At 68.3% G+C, this 21,039-nt stretch carries 19 protein-coding genes; 11 read left to right on the top strand and 8 right to left on the bottom strand.

The window, feature by feature from the left end; all coding sequences use genetic code 11:
* Positions 1 to 6 precede the first annotated feature (6 nt).
* On the bottom strand, positions 7 to 339 hold the full coding sequence (locus J2744_RS02170) for an uS10/mL48 family ribosomal protein (protein WP_209543865.1): 333 nt from the start codon (positions 337 to 339) through the stop codon (positions 7 to 9).
* Between the two features lie 173 nt (positions 340 to 512).
* On the opposite strand from J2744_RS02170, the gene J2744_RS02165 reads away from it, so the two are divergent.
* From J2744_RS02165 to J2744_RS02155, 3 genes are all read left to right on the top strand, one after another.
* Positions 513 to 959: a bis(5'-nucleosyl)-tetraphosphatase gene (locus tag J2744_RS02165; RefSeq protein ID WP_209543863.1), complete on the top strand. Its 447-nt coding sequence runs from the start codon at positions 513 to 515 to the stop codon at positions 957 to 959.
* Positions 960 to 1,044: 85 nt separating this feature from the next.
* Positions 1,045 to 2,040 carry a DUF5787 family protein gene (locus tag J2744_RS02160; RefSeq protein WP_209543861.1) on the top strand — a complete coding sequence of 332 codons (996 nt, stop codon included), beginning with the start codon at positions 1,045 to 1,047 and terminating at the stop codon, positions 2,038 to 2,040.
* Positions 2,041 to 2,061: 21 nt separating this feature from the next.
* A complete protein-coding gene (locus J2744_RS02155) occupies positions 2,062 to 2,271 on the top strand; it encodes a hypothetical protein (RefSeq protein ID WP_209543852.1) in 210 nt (69 codons plus the stop codon).
* Between the two features lie 21 nt (positions 2,272 to 2,292).
* Here J2744_RS02155 and J2744_RS02150 read toward each other — a convergent pair whose 3' ends face one another.
* Entirely contained in the window at positions 2,293 to 5,385 is a 3,093-nt protein-coding gene (locus tag J2744_RS02150; RefSeq protein ID WP_209543850.1) for an FAD-binding and (Fe-S)-binding domain-containing protein, read from the bottom strand.
* 159 nt (positions 5,386 to 5,544) lie between these two features.
* Between J2744_RS02150 and J2744_RS02145 the strand changes: the two genes are divergently transcribed.
* The 3 genes from J2744_RS02145 (at position 5,545) to J2744_RS02135 (ending at position 8,843) form a co-directional block, all read left to right on the top strand.
* Positions 5,545 to 6,126: an LUD domain-containing protein gene (locus tag J2744_RS02145; RefSeq protein WP_209543840.1), complete on the top strand. Its 582-nt coding sequence runs from the start codon at positions 5,545 to 5,547 to the stop codon at positions 6,124 to 6,126.
* The gene (locus J2744_RS02140) at positions 6,123 to 8,423 is read left to right on the top strand and encodes an LUD domain-containing protein (protein WP_209543838.1); all 2,301 of its coding nucleotides are present in this window, start codon (positions 6,123 to 6,125) and stop codon (positions 8,421 to 8,423) included. Before J2744_RS02145 ends, J2744_RS02140 begins: the two co-directional genes overlap by 4 nt.
* Positions 8,424 to 8,528: 105 nt before the next feature.
* On the top strand, positions 8,529 to 8,843 hold the full coding sequence (locus J2744_RS02135) for a PRC-barrel domain-containing protein (protein WP_209543836.1): 315 nt from the start codon (positions 8,529 to 8,531) through the stop codon (positions 8,841 to 8,843).
* 36 nt (positions 8,844 to 8,879) lie between these two features.
* Here the strand turns inward: J2744_RS02135 and J2744_RS02130 are convergent, their stop codons facing one another.
* The 6 genes from J2744_RS02130 to J2744_RS02105 form a co-directional block, all read right to left on the bottom strand.
* Positions 8,880 to 9,206 carry a DUF5789 family protein gene (locus J2744_RS02130; RefSeq protein ID WP_209543834.1) on the bottom strand — a complete coding sequence of 109 codons (327 nt, stop codon included), beginning with the start codon at positions 9,204 to 9,206 and terminating at the stop codon, positions 8,880 to 8,882.
* Positions 9,207 to 9,250: 44 nt separating this feature from the next.
* The gene (locus J2744_RS02125; RefSeq protein WP_209543832.1) at positions 9,251 to 9,667 is read right to left on the bottom strand and encodes an MPN domain-containing protein; all 417 of its coding nucleotides are present in this window, start codon (positions 9,665 to 9,667) and stop codon (positions 9,251 to 9,253) included.
* Between the two features lie 100 nt (positions 9,668 to 9,767).
* Positions 9,768 to 10,469, bottom strand: a complete 702-nt coding sequence (locus tag J2744_RS02120) for a hypothetical protein (protein ID WP_209543830.1) — start codon at positions 10,467 to 10,469, stop codon at positions 9,768 to 9,770.
* A gap of 63 nt (positions 10,470 to 10,532) precedes the next feature.
* Complete coding sequence (locus tag J2744_RS02115; protein WP_209543829.1) at positions 10,533 to 11,093, bottom strand: thioredoxin family protein; 561 nt, start codon at positions 11,091 to 11,093, stop codon at positions 10,533 to 10,535.
* 116 nt (positions 11,094 to 11,209) lie between these two features.
* The gene (locus J2744_RS02110; RefSeq protein WP_209543826.1) at positions 11,210 to 12,154 is read right to left on the bottom strand and encodes a DUF368 domain-containing protein; all 945 of its coding nucleotides are present in this window, start codon (positions 12,152 to 12,154) and stop codon (positions 11,210 to 11,212) included.
* Positions 12,155 to 12,236: 82 nt separating this feature from the next.
* Entirely contained in the window at positions 12,237 to 15,374 is a 3,138-nt protein-coding gene (locus tag J2744_RS02105) for an oligosaccharyl transferase, archaeosortase A system-associated (RefSeq protein ID WP_209543824.1), read from the bottom strand.
* Positions 15,375 to 15,497: 123 nt separating this feature from the next.
* On the opposite strand from J2744_RS02105, the gene J2744_RS02100 reads away from it, so the two are divergent.
* The 5 genes from J2744_RS02100 to J2744_RS02080 all read left to right on the top strand — a co-directional run bounded on the left by J2744_RS02100 (position 15,498) and on the right by J2744_RS02080 (position 21,002).
* Positions 15,498 to 16,640 (top strand): glycosyltransferase, encoded by a 1,143-nt coding sequence (locus J2744_RS02100; RefSeq protein WP_209543822.1) that lies wholly within the window; start codon positions 15,498 to 15,500, stop codon positions 16,638 to 16,640.
* Positions 16,641 to 16,642: 2 nt separating this feature from the next.
* Complete coding sequence (locus tag J2744_RS02095; RefSeq protein WP_209543819.1) at positions 16,643 to 17,902, top strand: glycosyltransferase; 1,260 nt, start codon at positions 16,643 to 16,645, stop codon at positions 17,900 to 17,902.
* Positions 17,899 to 18,864 (top strand): alkaline phosphatase family protein, encoded by a 966-nt coding sequence (locus J2744_RS02090; RefSeq protein WP_209543817.1) that lies wholly within the window; start codon positions 17,899 to 17,901, stop codon positions 18,862 to 18,864. The genes J2744_RS02095 and J2744_RS02090 overlap by 4 nt, the downstream gene beginning before the upstream one ends.
* 147 nt (positions 18,865 to 19,011) lie before the next feature.
* On the top strand, positions 19,012 to 20,049 hold the full coding sequence (locus J2744_RS02085; protein ID WP_209543816.1) for an alkaline phosphatase family protein: 1,038 nt from the start codon (positions 19,012 to 19,014) through the stop codon (positions 20,047 to 20,049).
* Entirely contained in the window at positions 20,046 to 21,002 is a 957-nt protein-coding gene (locus J2744_RS02080) for an alkaline phosphatase family protein (protein WP_209543813.1), read from the top strand. Before J2744_RS02085 ends, J2744_RS02080 begins: the two co-directional genes overlap by 4 nt.
* Positions 21,003 to 21,039: the final 37 nt, after the last annotated feature.

Here is a 21,039-nt window from a genome sequence, read left to right as displayed (position 1 = left end):
CGCGCCTCAGTCCCGCCGGTGACCGAGCGGCTTCTTCTGGTCGACCTCGACCTCGACGTGGATCGAGTCGGGGAAGTCGCGCCCGACGACGTCGCGTGCGATGTCGTCGGCGCCGTGGATCTCCATCGAGCGCCGGTACACGTCGTAGCGCCACGGAGAGAACTCGTCGCCGGCGGAGAGGTTCTTGTACAGTGGGACGGTGACGGTCTCCGAGGGGGTCGCGTGCGGGCCTTTGCACTCGGCGCCCTTGCGTTCGAGCGTCTCCTTGAGTTCCTGGACGGTCTCGGCGAGCACGTCGCGGTCGCCGGACGCGAAGTCGAGTTTCGTGACGAAGGTCATGGCTGGGGGTCGTGCGTGAATGGCCGCCCGAGCGGTAAAAACGCATCTACCCGCGGTCGACGCGCGCGATCGACCCGCGAATCTCGTCCGCAGACCGGTCGACGCCGCCGAGTCGCTCGGATCTGTTCGGGAGTCCGACACGCTCTTTAGGGGTGATCGCTTACCTGCGGCCAATGACGGTCGAAGCGACCAGTGCCGGAGCCATCCTCTTCCGCGACACCCGCGGCGAACGGGAGTACCTGCTCCTGAAGAGCCGACCGGGGGACTGGGAGTTCCCCAAAGGCGGGGTCGAGGGGGACGAGGAGCTCCAGCAGACGGCGATACGGGAAGTCGGCGAGGAGGCCGGGATCGAGGATTTCCGGCTGATCGACGGCTTCCGCAAGGAGTACGACTACGTGTTCGAGGCGAACGGCAAGACCATCCACAAGACGGTCCACCTGTTCATCGCCCGCTCGTTCGAGGCGAGCGCCGAGCTCTCGAAGGAACACCGCGACCTCCAGTGGCGCGACTACGACCAGGCGCTCAACACGATCACTCAGGACGGTCCCCGCGAGATTCTGGAAGAGGCACACGAGTACCTCGACGAGCGGAAAGACGAGGAGAACGGCAAGTACGTCTGATCGGGCTGCTGGGGCGGATCGCAGTCGACGACCGTCCCGCCCCCGAGCGGGTTCCTTTTGTCCGCCCCGCTCGACGGTTCGAGTAGTGACGCCCGACGCCGAGTTCGGCTACGAGCTTCTCGTCTGCCGGTACGCCGAGCTTACCTGGCACCCGAGCGAAGGGTCTCGCCCCGCGATAGTTTCCCGCCAGCTCGGAACGCAGGAGCGCCGCTGGGACACGGTCGTGCTCGAAGTCGATCCGGAGGCGTTCGAACGGCGGCGCGCGTTCGGCGACCGGACGATCGACTCGGACCTGCTCCACGTCGTCCGGGGCGCGCCCGCCGAGTGGGCGTGGTACCGCGACGCGCTGCCCGACCCCGGCTACCCGTGGCGCTACGTCCGGCAGGCGGTCCACCGCGCAGCGGGTCGGGACCTGATCGAGAAGCGCCGCCGGAACAACCGGATCCAGCTTCGCCGGGTGCGACCGTACCCGGACTGGGTCGAGCGGATCGTCGCGGTCGAGAACAAGCCGGACCTCGACCGCTCGGCGGCCGACCGGCTCGCCGACCAGCTCACACACGACATCGAGACCGGTCTCGCCGACGAGGCGTGGCTGGCGACCGAGACGACCGGCGAGCGCGTCGAACCCGCCCTCCTCCGCGAGATGCCGGTCGAGGCCGGGATCCTCGCGACCGACTTCGACAACGGGGTCGACGCCGACGCGGTCGACGTGGCGTGGCATCCGAGCGATCTGGCGCCCGGCGAGGGCGAGCGCCGGGACCGCGAGACCGAGACGCTGCGGCTGGAGATCGCCGAGCGCGCCTACGGGAAGGGGTGGCGCTCGTACCACGACACGATGCGGCCCGACTGCCGCCACTTCGAACTCCGGCGCGACGGCCGCGCGCTCCTCCCGTACTGCGCGGCGAAGGGGAAAGTCCCGACCGCGCGGGAGTGTTCCGGCTCCTGCTCGGAGTTCTCGCCGGAGCCACCTCAGTGGCGGACGAAGGGATGGCCGATCGAGGGCGGCCCGGGAAAGGGGTTCGAGCGGGTGTTGGCCCGGCGGCGAGAACGCGAGCGCGACCGGGCCGAAAACGTTGAGTGAGCGGCGGCGCCACCCCGTCGTATGCGGTTCCCGAACCCGTCGCTCTCCGAGTACGCGCTCAACACGGCCGTCGTGGTCCTCACGCTGGCCGTTCTCCAGTACACCGGACTGCTCTCCGACGAACCCGCCGGACTCGACCCGGCGTTCCTGGCCGTCGTCGCGGTGCTGTTCCCGGTCTTCTCGTACCTGATCGCCCTCGTCGGGGCGAACGTGTGGTCGACGGCGGAGTGACAGCCCGAACGGGCTGCCGCCTTACGCCAGCGCGGCCGCCAACTTCTCGACCGGGTGTGACGGCTCTGGGACCTCGCCGGGACCCTCCTCCAACTGCGTCCGGCAGGAGGTGCCGGGCGCGACGAGGGCGTCGCCGTCGCTGGCCGAGACCTGGTCGAACAGGGTCTCGCCGATCGCCTTGCTCATCGAGTAATGCTCGGCCTCGTAGCCGAACGAGCCGGCCATCCCGCAACAGGAGGAGTCAAGCGGGTCGACCCCGTAGCCGGCGCGCCGGAGCACGCCGACGGCGTGGTGGTCCTTCTTCGTCGCCTTCTGGTGGCAGTGGCCGTGGTAGGTGAGCGACTCGGCCGGCGCGTCGAGGGGAAGAGCCTCGTCGAGGCGGTGAGCGTCGACGTACTCCATCACGCCGTAGGCGCTCTCGGAGACGGCGGCCACGTCGTCGTCTGGCACGTCACTGGCGCCGCCGTCGAGCAGGTCGTGGTAGTCCGACTGGAGCATGACGGCGTCGGAGGGTTCGACGACGACCACGTCCCAGCCGTCGCGGACGTCTGGCGCGAGCGTCTCCACGGCGTCTCTCGCGGTCGCGCGGGACACGTCGAGCATCCCCTTCGAGTGCGCGGGGCGCCCGCTGCCGTCCACGTCCGGAATCGCGACGTGGCAGTTCGCGGCCTCCAGCACGCGCACCGCCGCCTTTCCGGCCGCGGGGTTCGTGTACGTGGTGTACACGTCGGGGAATAAGAGCACGTTGCGGTCGGCCTCCTCGCGCGGGACGCGCGCACCGTCGCGCGCCTCGAACCAGTCGGTGAGCGTCTCCGAGCGGAAGGTCGGGAGGTCCCGATCCCTCGCGATCCCCAGCGCCTTCTCCGCGAAGAGACCGCTGCCCGGAATCTTGTTCGGGAGGTTCGAGAGGGGGGCGAGCGTCGAAGCGAGCGGCGCGAGCGACTCGAAGCGGCCGAGCAGCCGCGTCCGGAGGTCGACCCCGTGTTCCTCGTGGTGGGCGTGTTCGACTTCCGCCTTCAGCTTCGCCATGTCGACGCCGCTCGGGCAGTCCACCTTGCAGCCCTTACAGCCGACACAGAGGTCCATCACCTCCGTGACGAACTCGTCGTCGGTCGGGTCGTCAGGAAGCTCCCCGCTCATGGCTCCGCGGAGGGTGTTCGCCCGGCCGCGGGTCGACTGAATCTCTTCCTCGGACGCGCGGTAGGTCGGGCACATCACGCCGCCGGTGGTCTCCTGCGGCCCGCGACAGCCGCCGCAGCCGTGACAGAGCTCGACCATCCCCTGCATCCCGTTGTCGACGGCCCACTCCATCGCGGGGTCGAAGCCGGCGTCGTGCTCGTAGTCGGCGTCGAACCGGAGGTTCTCGCGCATGTCGAAGTCGCCGCAGACGTTCCCGGGGTTGAGGAGCCAGTCCGGGTCGAACGCGGTCTTGAGGTCGCGGAAGGCGTCCCAGAGGTCGTCGCCGTACAGCTTCCGGTTCCACTGGGTCCTGGCGCGGCCGTCGCCGTGCTCGCCGGACACCGAGCCGCCGAGCCGGACCACCGCGTCGGTGACGCGGTCGGCGATGTCGACCATCGCGTCGACGCCGTCGACGTCTTTCGTGTTGATCAGCGGGCGGACGTGTAACACGCCCGGCCCGGCGTGCGCGTAGAAGGTGGCGAACGTGTCGTTGTCCGCCAGGATCTGCTGGAACTCGCGGGTGTACTCCGGGAGGTGTTCCGGCGGGATGGCGCAGTCCTCGATGAAGGAGATGTGCTTCTCGTCGGTGGTACGCGAGAGGAGGATCGGCAGGCCCGCCTTGCGCATCTTCCAGAATCGGTCGCGTGTCTCGGGGTCGTGCGCCTCCATCGCGTGGACCGCCCGGCGGGGGTAACTCGTCGTCTCGGCGGCGCCCGCGCTCGGGTCAGCCGCGGTGTCGACGGCCGCGCCGTCCTCGTCGGCGGTCCCCCCGTTCGCGGCGGCGCCCACCCGGTCCGCGATCAGGTCCGCGACCTTCCGTTTTCCCTCGGCGTCGCTCTCGGCGTAGAACTCGACGAGCAGCACGGAGTCGGTGCCGTCGGGGAGCATGTCGACCACGTCCGCGAACTCCGGCGTGTCGGCCGCCAGCCCGAGGAGCACGTCGTCCATCACCTCGACGGCGGCGGGGTCGTGTTCGAGACACGCCGCCACGTCCTCCATCGCGTCGAGGAGGTCGTCGTAGGTGAGAAGCGCCACCGCCTTCGTCTCGGGGATCTCGACGAGCGAGAGGGTCGCCTCGGTGACGGTCGCGAGCGTCCCCTCGCTGCCGGCCATGAGGCGGCCGAGGTTGACGACGCCCGCCTCGCCGTGCTCGCCGCGGTACTCGGCGAGCAGGCGGTCGAGGTTGTAGCCGGAGACGTTCCGCTTCAGTTCCGGGAACCGCTCGTCGATCCGGTCTGCCTCCTCGTCGAGGATTCGCACGATCTCGGCGTGGATTCGAGGTAGCAGGTCGTCGCTGTCGGGGTCCGCGGACTCCCGCAGTTCCTCGACCGCGACCTCGCCGAAGGTCGTCACGGTGCCGTCCGCGAGGACGACCTCCAGCTCCTCGACGTAGTGGTCCGTCTTCCCGTACTTCAGCGAGTGCGAGCCGGTGGAGTTGTTGCCGATCGCGCCGCCGACCGCGGACTTGTCGCGCCACGCCGGGTCGGGCGCGAACTTCAGGCCGTCGTCCTCGACCGCGGCGTTGAGGTCGCCGACGTACGCGCCCGCCTGAACGCGGGCCGCCTTCGCGTCGGGATCGGTCGACACCACCGCGTCCATCTCGCCGGTGAGATCGAGGACGACCGCCTCGTTGACGGTCTGCCCCGCGAGCGAGGTGCCGCCGCCGCGCGGGAGGACGGGGACCCCCTCGGCGAAGCAGTACTCGTGGACGGCCGCGACGTCCGCGGTCGACTCCGGGATCACGACGCCGATCGGCGTGACCTCGTACGCCGAGGCGTCGGTCGCGTACAGCCGCTTCGAGTAGTCGTCGAACCGTACGTCCCCGTCGACGCGGCGGTCGAGCGCGTCGACGAGCTCCGGTCGCTCCACCGCGCCGCCGGCGTAGTCGAAGTCGCCGCCGTCGGTCGGGTCCGACCCCGGCGTGTGTGTCGCCATGCGAGTCCCTCACGGTCGAATCATGAAAAAGCTCCTGCCGTCCGCACGTCGCGGGAATTCGCCCGTTCCAGCCGCGTCGAACGGGACCGCCTCGGCGCACCGCTTCTGCGCGCCGAGAACGGCCACAACACCCATATGCCGGCCGGCGAACGGACGATCATGGCACTCGCAGACGCGTCGACGTTCACCGGTCGGCTCGACGAGCTCGGCGTCGCGGTCTCCGCGGGACCGCCGGCGGAGTGCGCGGCCATGATCGACGCGGCCGCGGGCGAGCCTGCGGTCGGGGTGCCGCTGGCGCGCTCGGGACCGGACGCGTTCGCGGACTCGCCCGCGACGCTGCCCGACCGGGTCGGGACCGATCCCGCGACCGCCGACTTACGCGAGGCCCACACCGGCGTCACCGCGGCGTCGCTCGGCGTCGCCGAGTACGGGAGCGTCGCGCTCGAAGCGGACGCGGCCGGGACGGAGCCGGTAACCCTCTTCGTCGACCGCCACGTGGTCGTCCTCCGCGAGCGCGACATCGTCCCGGACATGCCCGACGCCTTCGACTGGCTCGGCCCGCGGGCGCGCGACGAGTCGGTCGACGTGGTGTTCGCGACCGGTCCGAGCGCCACCGCGGACATGGGCGGGCTGGTCCACGGCGCGCACGGGCCGAAGGAGGTCCACGTCGTCCTGTTGCGCGACGGCGACGCGGCGGACGACGCGAGCGGCCCGGGCGACGAGCCGGAGGTGGACCGATGAGCAGCGACGCCGGCCCCGGCAGTGAGACCGGCCGCGCGGGGGGCGCGGAGGCGAGCGACATCGACCGAGAGACGAAGGCCGAGCGGATCCGCGAGCTGCTGGCGACGGAGGGGGACGCGGTCGCGGCGAACACCCGCGGGTTCAACGAAGGGCGCTACGAGTCGACCGGTCGCCTCGACGGCTACGAGGCGCTGAAAGCGGAGGCGCGCTCGATAAAGGAGGACGCCATCGAACGGCTCCCGGAGCTCATCGACGAGGTGAGAGAGACCGTGGAGGCGAACGGCGGCACCGTCTACCTCGCGGACGACGCGGCCGACGCGAACCGCTACGTCCGGGAGGTCGCGGCCGAGCGCGACGCCGAGCGCGCGGTGAAATCGAAGTCGATGACCTCCGAGGAGATCGAGGTGAACGACGCGCTCGCCGCGGACGGCGTGGAGGTCGTCGAGACCGACCTCGGCGAGTGGGTGCTCCAGCTGGCCGACGAGGAGCCGTCGCACATCGTCGCGCCGGCGATCCACAAGTCGCGCGAGGGGATCGCGGCGCTGTTCGCCGAGCGGTTCGACCCCGACGACCCGCCCGAGACCGCCGAGGAGCTCACGATGTTCGCCCGCGAGCGGCTCGGCGACCTGATCGAAGACGCCGACCTCGGGATGACCGGCGCGAACTTCATTGCGGCCGATTCGGGCACCATGCTCTTGGTCACCAGCGAGGGCAACGCCCGGAAGACGGTGACGGCGACCGACACGCACGTCGCGGTCGCGGGCGTCGAGAAGCTCGTCCCGACCGTCGAGGAGTTCTCCCCCTTCGTCGAGCTGATCGGCCGGTCGGGGACCGGCCAGGACGTGACCTCCTACATCTCGACGCTCACGCCCCCTGTGGACTCGCCCGTACCAGACTTCGAGGACGACGAGACGCCGCTGGCCGCCGATCCAGACGGCGCTGCGTCCGACCGCGAGTTCCACCTCGTCTTGATCGACAACGGCCGGCTGGCGATGCGCGACGACGAGACGCTGAAGGAGACGCTGTACTGTATCCGGTGTTCGGCCTGCTCGAACGCCTGCGGGAACTTCCAGAGCGTCGGCGGCCACGCGTTCGGCGGCGAGACGTACTCCGGCGGCATCGCGACGGGCTGGGAGGCCGGCATCGAGGGACTCGACACCGCCGCCGAGTTCAACGACCTCTGTACCGGCTGCTCGCGCTGCGTGCCGGCGTGTCCCGTCGGCATCGACATTCCGTGGATCAACACCGCGGTCCGCGACCGGATCAACCGCGGCGAGGCGGACCCGAGCCAGCTCGACTGGGCGTTCGAGGAGCTGGTCCCCGACGAGGAGCCGGGCGGGCTCGATCTGGCTACCCGGCTGGTCGGCAACTACGCGACGCTCGCGAAGCTGGGACACGAGACCGCGCCGGTCGCGAACCGGCTCGCGAACGCCGGCCCCCTGCGCGCACTCGCCGAGCGCGTCGTCGGGATCGACCGCCGCCGCGACCTCCCCGAGTTCGCGCGCGAGTCGCTCGTCGACTGGTTCGAAGCCCGGGGCGGCCCCGCCGTCTCCGAGACCGAGGCGACCCGCGAGGCCGTCGTCTACCCCGACACCGCGACGAACTACGTCGACGTCGAGCGCGGGAAGGCGACGGTGCGCGCGCTGGAGGCGCTCGGAGTCCGCGTTCGGGTGCCGGATCTCCCCGGCAGCGGACGTCCCCCGCTCTCGCAGGGGATGGTCGCGACGGCCGAGGCGGCGGCCGAGGACGTGTACGCCGGGCTGGCCCCCCACCTCGACGCCGGGCGCGACGTGGTCGTCATCGAGCCGAGCGACCTCGCGACGTTCCGCCGCGAGTACGAGCGGTTCCTCCCGAGCGAGTCGTACGAGCGGCTCGCGGACGCGAGCTACGACGTCATGGAGTACGTCTTCGGCCTGCTGGAGAGCGGCGCCGACCCGGCGGCGCTGCGCGCGCCGAGCGAGGGGACCGGACCCGTCGCCTCCGGCAAGCGCATCGCGTACCACCCGCACTGTCAGGCCCGCACGGTCGAGGTGGGCGAGTACGCGACCGCGGTGTTCGAGCGCCTCGGCTACGACGTGCGCGTCTCCGAGACGGAGTGTTGCGGGATGGCCGGCTCGTTCGGCTACAAGACCGACTACTACGAGCTGAGCATGGACGTGGGCGAGCCGCTCCGCGAGCAGTTCGGCGACACCGACCGAACCGTCGTCGCCCCCGGCACGTCCTGTACCGAGCAGCTCGACGCCCTGCTGGACTCGTCCCCGCGACACCCGATCGAGGTGATCGCGCCGCGGGAGTGACGCGGGAAAACAGGAGATGGCGGCCGACGCGCGGGAGTCGAAGTTGTCCGACGCGCGTCGTTCGACAACGAACGCTTATTAGGCGCGCTCGTGACCGTATCGAGTATGAACGCAGCCCCCGAAGAGATCACGTCGCTCGTCGGTCGCGAGGTGTACTCGAGCAACGGCGTCTTCGTCGGCGAAATCGAGGACATCCAGCTCGACCTGGACGCCCGCGCCGTGACCGGACTCGCGCTCGCCGAACTCAATCACGAGCTGTTCGCCGGACAGGTCGGCGGCTCGACCGGCGTCATCGTCCCGTACCGCTGGGTCCGCGCGGTCGGCGACATCGTCCTGGTCAACGACGTTATCGAGCGCTACGACGCCGGCGAACAGGACGAGGAGTCGGCCGAAATCGAGGCCCGCTCGGAGGCTCGGTGAGCGGTTCGGGCGACGCCGTCGCCGCTCGACGCCGGCTCAGAAGGGAAGGGCGTCGCGGAGGCTGGCGATCACGCCGCGCTCCTCGCGGCGCGCTTCGTCGAACACCGGATAGAGCGCGTTGAGAAACGCCGTCTCGGTTTCGAACTTCTCCTGTGGCACGCGGTCGAGGGCGTCCGAGAGCGCGATAGTGCGCCCCTGCGCGTCGTAGGGGACCGCCTGATCGCCGAGCGCGTCGCGTAGCTCCGCGGCCGTCGCGGGAAACGACACCTCCGCCTCGTCGAGCCGAGCGTCGAGCGCCGCGATGCCGAACTCGATCGCCTCCGGCTCTTCCGTATCGCCGCCGCCGGGTGGCCGTGCTGCCATCGATGCGACCTACTCCCTCCGGCCGCTTGAAACTCCTGTTCTTCTCACTCCGGAACGGACTCGGTCGGCGGGACCGCGTCGACGACGCTGAGTTTGACCCCGTCCCCGGAGCGGTCGAACGCGGCGACGGAGTCGTCGTCGTACGGTGGGACGGCGACGAGCACCACGGCCGCGAGGTCGTCCGTCCGCGACACGCCGAGGAAGCCGTTCGGGTGCGAGACGAACCGCGCGCCGCCGTCGCCGGCCGGGGTGCCGAGGTCGACGCCGAACACGGAGCTGACCGAGCCGCCGACGGACGGGAGGGTAAAATGCGTCACCACCGGCGTCTCCGGGTCGAGTCCGAGGTCGGTCTCGAACTCGCCCGCGGGCGTCGTCGAGAGGCGGACGTTCACCTCGTCGGGGTCCTCGCTCGCGGCGCGCTCGCGGAGCACGGTCAACAGGTCGCGGGTGACGTAGATCACTGTTCGCTCCGGGCTACGGGACGAGACGGCAAAAGGACACGCACGGATCGGCCGGTGGGAGAAGGGGTCCCCGTCGCCGAGACGGGCGTCTCGCCCGCGTTCAGAACGGCAGCGCGGACTTGAGGGTCTTCGCGTACAGTCCGGGGGCCTTCCCCCGGGAGTTCGAGAGGGCGTCCTCGACGGCGACGGCCGCGCGCTCGTGGACGCCCACGCCGTGGCCGACGAGGACGCGCTCGGGATCGAGACCGGAGAGCGCGGTCGTCGGCGGCGTGAGCCGGAGCATCGGATGGACGCCGAGGCGCTCGCGGTCGCCGCGGAAGTACGACCCGGTGCCGAGCGACTCGGGGACGATCAGCGTCTCCCCGTCGAACAGGCCGACCTCCTGCCACGGCGGGAGCGAGGAGTCGCGGATCCGGATCGCCTCGAAGCCGGTGTCGGCGAGCCGCGAACCGAACCGCTCGACGTCGACGTCCGGCCCGAGCTCCTCCGCGACGCCGGTCATCCACTCGGGGACGTACACCGGGACGCCGTGGCGCTCGGCGAGTTCGCCGCTGTCGCGCACGTGGCGGTCGAGTCCGACCACGACGCCGGCGACGGTCCCCAGCTCGTCGAGCAGGTCGTCGACGCCGGGCGCGTCGACCGGGTCGACCACCCACACGTCGTCCGCGCCCGTCTCCTCGTTCGCGACCGCGAACGCGTGGCTCGCGCGCTCCATCGCCTCGTCGGGGTACGCGATCCAGCCGACGCCGCCGTCGTAGCGGTCTATCTCGTGAAAGTCCGGCTCCTCGTCTCTGGTGCTCATACGTCCTCTTCGGCCCGGATCCTTGTTAACCCGTCTCTGACGGAACGCCGATCCGGCACCGCCCTACTCGTCGGGCCACTTGATCGAGCAGCCGCGGGAGGGTCGGTCCGGAATCTCGACCTCCTCGCCCGCGAGCACGGCGTCGACCGCGTCGCGGACGTAGAACTCCGTCGGCTCGTCGTCGGGGTTGAGGGCGTCGTCGAGCCGGCCGTGATACCGCAGCCGCCACGCGCCGTCTTCGCGGCCGAAGAGGAACGGGTCGGGCGTACACACCGCGTCGTAGGCGGCCGCGACCTCGCCGGTCTCGTCGCGGAGGTACGCGTCGTACGCGACCGTCCCGTCGGCGACGCGTTGACGCATGGTCTCGAAGGAGTCCTCGGGGTACTCGTCGGCGTCGTTGGGGTTGATCCCGACGACGGCGAGTTCGTCGTACTCGGCCGCCAGGTCGTTCAGCAGGTCGATCTTCGCCTTCGCGTACGGGCAGTGGTTACACGTGAACACGACGAGGAGCGCGTCCGCCTCGAAGTCGTCGAGCGCGTACGTCTCCCCGTCGGTCCCGGGCAGTTCGAAGTCGGGCGCGGCGTCGCCGCGGTCGAGCGCCGAGTCGGATTCCATCTGAACCATGGGCGTGCGTACGGGCGGGAACGGAAAAGGCGTTGCGCGGTGCGCTCAGTCGAGCGACGCGCTCCGCCCCGCGGCGACTGATCTGCTCCGCGGCAACTGATCTATCCCGCAGCGAGTTAGTACTCGATCGCCGCGGAGTAGCGGTTCAACAGGAGCACGACGCCGGCGCCGGCGAGCGCCGCCAGCGCGAACCGCGGCGCGGCCGCCCGCCACGACTCGCCGCTCTCGAACAAGGTGTCTCCCGTCTCGATGAGCGGCGCCCGGAGCGCGCCGACGACCAGGCTCACGAGGAACGCCAGCGTCGCCTCGCGGGCGCGGGAGAGCGCGTACCGGACCGCGTGCGCGATGGTGACCAGTCCGACGATGCCGCCCGCGCAGAACGCGGCGACGACCGGCGCGGTCTCGACGATCCCGTCGGTCCCCCGACCCAGCGCGAGCGCGACGACGCCGTCGACGAACCGGCCCACCGTCCCCGCCATGTAGTCGTACTGACCGAGGACGATCAGCAGTAGCGAGCCGGAGATACCGGGGAGTATCATCGCGCTGACCGCGACCGCGCCGGCGACGGCGACGACGGGCAGGGAGCTTTCGACCGCGGCGGAGGCGTACCCGGACGCGAGGAACGCGGCCGCGAATCCGCCGAACGCGGCCGCCTTCCGTCGCGGCGTCGAGAGGTCGACGTCGGCGAAGAGCACGGCCGCGCTCGCGGCGATCAGCCCGAAGAAGAACCCGTAGGTCGCGACCGGGCGGGTCGCGAGCAGGTAGTCGACGCCGCTCAACACCGCGACGACCGCGGTGCCGATCCCCGCGCCGAGCGCGAGGAGGAAGCCGGCGTCGAGCTCGCGGAACGCGGTCCGCGCGTCGGCGCGGCTCGCCGGGCGCACGCCCGCGAGTATCCGCCGGAGTCGCGAGGGAGTCGCGGCCGTGATCGCGGCCACGAGCCGCTCGTAGATCCCGACGATGAGCGCGATCGTCCCGCCGGAGACGCCCGGCACGGCGTCGGCGCTCCCCATCGCCACGCCTTTCAGATACAGCGTCGCCCATTCGCGAAACTCGACCATCTTCGTGCGTCGAAAAGCGGAGCGGCGGTAATGAAGGGACGGGATCGGGCGCCCCCGTCGGCCGCCGTCTCGGGGACCGCGGTCAGTTCGGTGCGGTCGCGGTCGTCGCGGTCGTTGCGGCCGGCTCGACTCCGATCAGCGACCCCGCGTCGGTCGAGTTCGTCGAGTTCCCGCCGTCGCTCCCGCTGCCGTCGTCGACCGGACACTCCGCGTCGCCGCTCGGGCAGTCGATGATCTGCTCTTCGAGCTCGACCGTCGCGGCCGAGTCGTCGGCGCCGACGACCTGGCCCTCGGTGACCTCGACCTGTCCGACGCGCTGGGTGGTGTAGAGGTCGTCGCCGGTCGTCTGCTCGGTGGTGACGTTGTACGGCCCGGTCGCGCGGACGCTCGTGTTCGTGTACCCGTTCTCGGGACCGAACTCGTCGTAGCCCGTCGTCGAGTACGGGAGCGTGAGCTCAAAGCTTCCGTCGTCGTCGGCGGTCGCGTACTGCGTGTACTCGAACGTCTGCCCGTTCGGCTTCTCCATCTCGACGGTCGCCTCGACCTCCTGGCCGGGTTCGGCGCCCGACCCCTCGACCGTCGCGCCCGGAACCCGCTCGAACGTCTTGACGAAGTCGTCGCTGAACGCGCCCAACAGCGACTCGCCGAACGTCGACTGGAGGTCGATCCCGAACTGCTGGGCGAGGATCTGCGCCTGCTGCGCGTACGGCGACTGTCCCGGGGACTGCGTGGCGTGGACCAGCCGGTAGTGTTCGAGGGCGTCGAGCCGCTCCGAGGGAACGCCCATGACGCCGCCGACCTGTGCCGAGCCGTCCTCCTCGACGTACGACTGCGCGGCAGAGAGATTGTCGAACCGCTGGATCGGCTCGCCCTCGCTCGGGAGGACCTTGATGTCGACCTGCTCGCCGGACTGGGTCTGGGCCGTCCGCGGCTCCCAGTCGAGCACGACCGGCTCCGGCTCGACCGCGCTCCCGTAGTGCTGGTACAGCCGGATCATCTGGCTCTCGTGGTAGCGCTGCGTCCGTATTTGAAGCGCGGCCTGGAGCCCGCCCTGCTGGCCGTCCTGCCCCTCGACCTGCTGGTAGAGCAGCTCGTTGAAGTCGTTGACCGTCTCGTTACCGCTGTAGAAGGTGACCGGGGCGTTGAACTTGGAGTTCGGCGACGCCATCTGCCAGTCGACCATCACGTAGCGGGTGTCGTTGCCCTCGGTGCTCTGGCTCGCGAGGACCTCCGCGGCTTCTTCCTCGCTCGGCGCGAGGAGGTAGTCGGCGGCCTCGCCGGCGTTCTGCTGGAACGGGTTGGCGTTCGGGATGCGCTCGGCGCGCGTGGTGATCCAGTGGCCGTAGTCCCACCACGACTGGACGCCGTAGGCGCCCTCCGGGTACTCGAAGTCGCCGTCGGCCGGGCGCTCGTAGGTGCCGTATAACTCCATCGGGTTGTCCGCGCCCTCGAGCTCGCCCGGCTGCGGGGTCTCGTCGTTCATCCACTGGAGGCTCTCGTCCCACTGGACGACGCTGCCGGGATCGCTGGAGTTGCCCGCCTGCCAGACCGGCGTGGCGACGCCGACGAGGGGAACGATGAGGACGGCGAGCACCGCGACCACCGTCAGCACCTGCCACCCCTCGATATCGCGGAGCGCGTCGAGTGAGGTGAGATCGAGAGCGTCGAGCGCCACTTGGAGGAAGTACGCCGTGCCGACCGCGACGATGACGGCGAGATAGTAGTTGAATCGGACCTGCGTGAACGCCGCGCTTCCGATGAACGCCGCCCACACGACGAAGTACAGCTCTTGGGTGTCGTACTCGACGAGGAACGTCGCGCCGACGAGGAACGCCGCGGCGACGAGGAGACCGATCACCTGCCAGCTCACGCCGACGAGACCGCCGATCGCGCCGTACGCCTGCGGGACCACGTAGACGGAGCCGACGACGGCGAGCGCGGCCGGGATGTAGAGGGTGTGGTTCGTGTCGTCCGACCGGTAGAGCGGGCGAGCGAGGACGTAGAGGATCGCCGCCAGCGCGAGGAAGAAGGCGAGCCCGTACTGCGAGAGGACGAAGTCGGCAAAGGAGGCGTCTTGGAGCGGGGGTTGGGCTTCGCCGATGGTGCGGGTATTCGCCGTAGCCGAGAAGCCGACGGTGTTGAGGAGATTCCCGACGAGCGTCGACCACAGTGACGGGATCGCGAGCCAGACGAAGCCCGCGGATGCGAGGATGAGACCGCCGACAGCCGCGGGATAGGTGTCGTTGCCGAGGTTGCGTGCCTCCCACTGGCGGGCGAGCCACGCGAGGAAGACGGTGCCGACTGCGACGCCGAGGGGGAGAACGATCTGGAGCAGGGAGTAGCCGGTGGTGTCGAATCCGAACTGGTTCAGCGGGACGACTTGCATCAGACCCGTGACCGTCATCGCGACCGCGCCGGCGAACGCGACCGGTTCCGGACTCTTCCCGTGGTAGGCGTCGCTCGTGAGCTTGATCGCGAGGAAGATCCCCGTGAACCCGACCATCAGGACGCCGGGCTGCCACGTCCAGAGGTAGAGTCCGAGCGCGACGCCGGCCGCGACCGCGTACGTGACGGGGCGTTTCAGGGCCTCCCAGTCCTGATCCACCACGAGTTCCCACACCGGCTTCTCGCGCTCCGCGACGCCGAAGGCGACGAGGAACGCGAGGACGGCGGTGCTCTGGAAGAAGACTTCGGCCGCGCTGTGGTCGGGGAAGCCGACGAGCGAGTACCGGAAGAAAGTACCCGAAAACAGCGCGAGGGTCGCCGCGCCGGCGAGCGCGGGAACGCGCTCGGTGAACCGACGCGCGATGAAGTACGTCGGTACCGCGACGAGCGCGCCGACGATGGGGGACATGACGAGCATGACCTCCTCGGCACTGCCCATGATCGGGCTGGCGATCCAGATACCGACCGCCATGATGTGGTCCCAAAGGGTGCCGAACTGCCCCGCACTGTTCCCGTACGGGAACCCCGTCCACGGGTCGAATGGAAGCGTGTTCGGCCAGTTCTCCATGAGGTAGGTCGTTTCTCTGAGGTGGTACCACGCGTCGTTGCCGCGGAAGTACACTTCGCCGTCGCGGACGAAGTTGCCGTACGACCGGATCCGCGTCCACAGCATGACGGCGAACACGCCGACGAGCACTGGGACGTGGAACCAGCGTTCGAGAAGGTCGAGCGGGGACGAACCCGAACCCTCGGACGAGTCCTGTTGCTGGCTCATTACAAAATGCCACTGTGAAAACGCGCTTAAGACTTGTTATATACGCGGACGATTCCGAGCCGTCGACCGCGGGTCCGTCACTATCCGCGTGGGTTTTTATCCTCCAGGCGTCAAGCGCGACGCATGAGTCCATTCGCGGCCGTCGCCGGCGTGCTGCTCGCGGTGACGGCGGCCCCGTACATCGCGTTTCTCGGGCTGTACGCGTGGTTGCGTCCGTCCGGGTCACCGGCAGCCAAGTCCGAGGCCGAACCCCCGGTTAGTATCGTCCTCCCGACGTACAACGAGTCCCGGATCGTCGAAGCGAAACTCGACGACCTGCTGGCCTTGGACTATCCGATGGAGGAGGTCGAACTCGTCGTCGTCGACTCGTCGACGGACGAAACGCGCGAGATCATCCGCGACTACTTCTCAGACTTGGAGGTTCCGGACCTCACGCTGATCGAGGAAGACGAGCGTCGCGGGCTCGCGCCCGCGCTAAACGAGGCGTACGAGGCGGCCGGGCGCGAGATGGTCGTGAAGACCGACTGCGACTCGAAGCTCCCCCCGGACGTCCTTCGGGAGGCGGCCGCGAACCTCGCTGACCCCGAAGTGGACGCCGTCACGGGGCGCAACGTCGAAGTCCTCGGCGGCAGCGGCGTGGAGTCGGGATACCGGGGCGTTCAGTCGCACATCCAACAGCTGGAGTCACATCTCGACTCGACGCTGATCTTCCACGGGCCGTTTTCGGCGTTCGAGAACGACGCGCTGCTCCCGATTGACCCGAACTCGCTCGCCGACGACACCGAACTCGCCCTGAAGATCCGTCGACAGGGCGGGCGCGTGATCTTCGATCCCGCGGTACGGTACAAGGAGGCCAGCCACTCGGAGTTCGTGAAGCGACGCAAGCAGAAGGACCGGCGCGCGATGGGGTTGATCCGACTGTTGGTTCAGCATCGCGACGCACTCGGCCGGTACGGCAAATACGGGCGAGCGGTGTTGCCGTTCAACTGGTGGTTCATGATCGCCTCGCCGTGGCTGCTGGCGCTGACGCTGATCGTTGGGACAGCCGGGGTAATTCTACAGTTCGGGGCCGTCGGGCTTGCCCTACCGGTGGGAGTGGGACTGTTCACGTACCTCGGACAGAAGGATCTGCTCGGTCCCGTCCAAGCGTTGTACTCGCTATTCGACACACAGGTATCGCTTCTCCGGGGGGGAATCGATCTGCTCCGTGGGAAAGGAGACGGAACATGGGAAGTGGACGCGGAACTCAGGGAGATCTACGAATGAGTATGAAAGAAGCGGGAGATGACGACGACGTGGACGAGACCGCTGATACGGACCTAAAGTCAGTTGACGCTGAGACTTTCGGGAGCGTCGCCGTCGCACACGGCAACTACCTCGAACGCGGTGGTGCCGAACGGGTCTCAGACGAACTCGCACGGCTCTTTGATGCGCCACTCTACTATGGTTTCGGTGATCCTGATTATCTGCCCACCGACGTGGAGACGACAAGCCTATTCAATGACTCGCCCGTCTCCTTCCTGAAACGGAACATCCTCACACGAGACCTCTACTACGCGTGGGCTGCGCAGCGACTCCCCGAGCTAACCGAGTACGACACGCTCGTCCTCTCGAAGAACGAACTGTCATGGTATGTCCCCGAAGATGAACAAACGCTCGTACACTATATCCACAGCACGCCGCGCACGCCATACGACCTGTTCCAGCAGCGTGCTGGGAGTCCGATAACCCGTCTCTATGCCTTCCTCGCTCGGACGCTGTTCCTGCCGAACACGAACTACCCAGACCGCTTCGTCGCCAATAGCGAACTCGTCGCGCGGCGGGTCCAGCGCTACTGGGGCGTCCCCAGCGAAAAGGTGAGTGTCGTCTACCCACCGGTCCCTGTTGGGGAGTACGAACCCCGCGAGCGAGCGGACTACTACCTGACGTACTCCCGGCTCATCCCGGAGAAGAGAATCGGCGCCATCGTCGACGCTTTCGACGAATTAGACACCGAACTCGTTGTTGGCGGTGCGGGCAGGGAGCGCGGCGCCCTTGAATCGCGCGCGCCCGAGAACGTCACATTCGTTGGTTACATGGACGAGACCGAGAAGAAACGTCGCCTCGGTGAGGCGAAGGCTCTGTTGTTCAACGCGATGAACGAGGACTTCGGGATGATACCCGTTGAGGCCTTCGCGAGTGGTACCCCGGTCCTCGGGGTCGCGGAGGGGTACACAAAGTACCAAGTTCGGGACGGTGAGAACGGCTACACCCACGGCCCCAACCCAGCGAGTATTCGCGAGTCGATAGCGCGCTTCGAACAGGAGGGCGTCGCATGGTCCTCCGCGCAGATCCAGACCTTCGCCGAGCGCTACAGTACAGCGGCGTTCCGCGAGGGGATGCGCGAGGCCGTCGCACGAGCGCAGTCTGAGTCCTGCGTGACGGTGCTCGAGACGGACGTATCCGGGGAGTCCGACTCCGGTTCGGGAGACACGCGGGGCGGTGAAACCCAGCCACCGGACCCGTTCGAGGGGGGTGACGCGGAATGACGCTCGGCGAGTGGGTCGAGAACAGCGTCAAACGCTTCGGGCGCGACGGCGCGGCGACGGGCGTTTACGGCGCCGTCCAAGAGTTGTACGAAGGTGGGCTGGGCAAAATCGGCGAACACATATACAACTACGGCACTCCTGTCTGGGAGAAAGAGTGGGACGTATTGGTCGTGTTGGACACCTGTCGCCCCGACCTGCTGGCCGAAGTCAGCGAGGAGTACGACTTCCTCTCGGGGTACAACCCGGAGCGAGACCGGATCAACTCCGTCGGGTCGCGCTCGCCGGAGTGGATACGCAAGACCTTCGACCCCGACGAGCACGGCGAGGAACTGGAGAAGACGGCCTATGTGAGCGCGAATCCGCACACCAGAGACATACCCGACCCCGACGCGCTCTACCTGATAGACGAGGTCTGGAAGTACGCGTGGGATGTGAACTGGGGGAACGTCCCGCCGGAGAACCTCACCGACCGCGCCGTCGCCATCGGCCGCAAACACGACGCCGAGCGACTGATCGTCCACTACATGCAGCCTCACGCCCCCTACAGGACCTTCGTTCAGGAACACCCCGAGTGGTACTCCCTCACCGTGGGAATGGATAACCCGGATGACCGCCCGGAGATGAATATGTGGGAGCGCCTGAGGACGGGCCGCCTCACCGTCGATGAGACGTGGAGGGCTTACCGGGACACACTGCGCTGGGTTCTCAACAGCGGTGTCGCGCCGCTTTTGGAGAACATCGACGGCACAGTAGCCGTGACTAGCGACCACGGCGAGGGGTTCGGCGACTGGTGGTACTACGGTCACAGCACGCCTGCGCCCATCCCGCCGCTCAAGCGGGTGCCGTGGGCGACGACGGAGGCGAGCGACTCGGGCGAACTCGATCCGGAGATAGAGCCCGAGGCCACCCGGCTGAGCGACCGGGAGGTTGAGGACCGCCTCGCAGCGCTGGGCTACCGCTGACTCCCCTCGATGCCCTTGAACCTCATTGAGAGTCCCTGTGACGGCCGTCTCCGGGTCACGGGGCGCTACCAATAGGGAAGTATTAAAAGGAGCGGGGCCAACTCTCCCGATAACACGTCGTGCCGCACGGCGCGATGACAGCTCAATATGACGCTTCAGGACTGGATGGACGAATCCCGGGAGCGCGTGGCGGAGTACGGGGCCCTCACCGGCGGGCGGGGCTCCGCTGAGGCACTCCTTACGGGCGTCCTCGACCGGGTCGGACGGAACGGCTACAACTACGGCACGTCGGTGTTTGAGCGCGAGTGGGACGTGCTGGTCGTCCTCGACACTTGTCGTCCAGATCTGCTCGCGGAAATGGCCGGGGAGTACGACTACGTCCCCCGAGACGTGCCGACCCACATCTCCCTCGGGTCGGCCTCCGTTGAGTGGGTGAAGAAGAACTTCACCAACGGAGACTACCCCGAACCGACGATAGACCGGAGCGTCAACGGGAACTACACCGAGAAGCTGGCGGATACAGCGTACGTCACGTCCAACCTGTTCGCTGAGCATATCGACGAGGACGCCCTCCTCCACCTGGACGAGGTCCACAAGTACGGCTGGAACGACGACGACTACACGACGCCACCCGACGTGGTCACCGAGCGCGCCGTCGCCGCCGCGCGCGAATACGATCCCGAGCAGCTGGTCGTTCACTATATGCAGCCCCACGCCCCCTATCGCTCGATGATCGACCGCTACGGCTGGGACGAGAAACCCGGTATCGGCAACCAGGGCGCGACCCACCCGGCGCGCGAGATGTGGGAGGAACTCCGCGCGGGTGAAGTTTCGGTTGAGGAAGTGTGGGACGCCTACCGTGACAACCTCCGCTGGGTGATGGAAGACGGTGTCGAACCACTCTTGAACAACGTCGACGCCGATACGGTCGTCCTCACCAGCGACCACGGCGAGGTGTTCGGTCGCTGGGGGCTACAGAAGTGGACCGGCAACGGCCCGACCGGCCGGGAGTGGGGCACATACGCCCACCCACCCTACGTTCCAATTCGGACGCTGAAGGAGGTTCCGTGGGTGGAGACGAGCGCGACAGACTCGGGCGAACTCGTGGTAGAGACCGGACCTACCGAGTCCGAGGTGTCCGATTCGGAGCGCCAGAACCGCCTCGAAGCCCTCGGGTACGTATGACGTTTGTCGACTGGGTTGAGGAGTCCCGGTTCAAACTCGACCAGTACGGATTGCGTAAGGGCGGGCGTTCAGCTGCTCTTGATTTTTGGGGCGGCGCCCTGCGTCACTCCTCTCACACCTTTGGGTTCGATCAGCGGGGTACGAACGTCTACGAGGAGGAGTGGGATGTCCTCCTGCTCCTCGACACCTGCCGTCCCGACGTGATGGCCGAAGTGAGTAACGAGTACGACTTCCTCCCCGGTGACATCCCCTCTTTCACTTCGGTCGGTTCCACGTCATGGGAGTTCCTTGACCGGACGTTCGCGGGCGCGGATCCGGAAACAATAGCTGACACCGCCTACGTCTGCGCGAACAACTTCTCACAAGAGTTCGGCGACGCCTTCGAACCCGACCCCGAAGCGTTCGGCCTACTTGACGAGGTGTGGCGTTACGGCTGGGACGACGACCTCGGTGTCGTCCCGCCCGAAACTGTCACCGATCGGGCCGTCTCGGTCGGCCGGGAGGGAAACTTCGACCGCCTGATCGTCCACTACATGCAACCTCACGTTCCTTACCGATCGCTCGACGTGGGCGACCGCGCGGAGGCAGACGAGCGCGGCGAGGCTGAAAAATCGGTTTGGGACCTCCTCCAGATGGGTGAGATAGACCAAGAAGAGGCGTGGGCCGCCTACCGAGACAACCTCCGCTGGGTGCTTGAGGACGGGGTTGCGCCCCTCCTGAAGAACCTCGACTCCGGAACAGTTATCATCTCCAGCGACCACGGCGAGGCCTTCGGCGAGTGGGGCCTTTACGGCCACTATCGTCACGTCCCGGCGTCCGCCCTCCGGGAAGTGCCGTGGGTGGAGACGAGCGCCACCGATGAGTGGACTCTGGAACCCAAGATCGAACCCGTGGAGGTCGAACTTGAACAGTCGACGCTAGAAGACCGCTTGACCGCGCTGGGGTACAGATGAGCGCCGCACGAGATTTATGCCCAACGGGAGCGAAGGA

This window comes from Halorubrum trapanicum, from assembly GCF_017873555.1.
GTDB lineage: Archaea > Halobacteriota > Halobacteria > Halobacteriales > Haloferacaceae > Halorubrum > Halorubrum trapanicum.
Note: the sequence above shows the minus strand (reverse complement) of the source record. Positions and strands in the feature narration are given on the sequence as shown.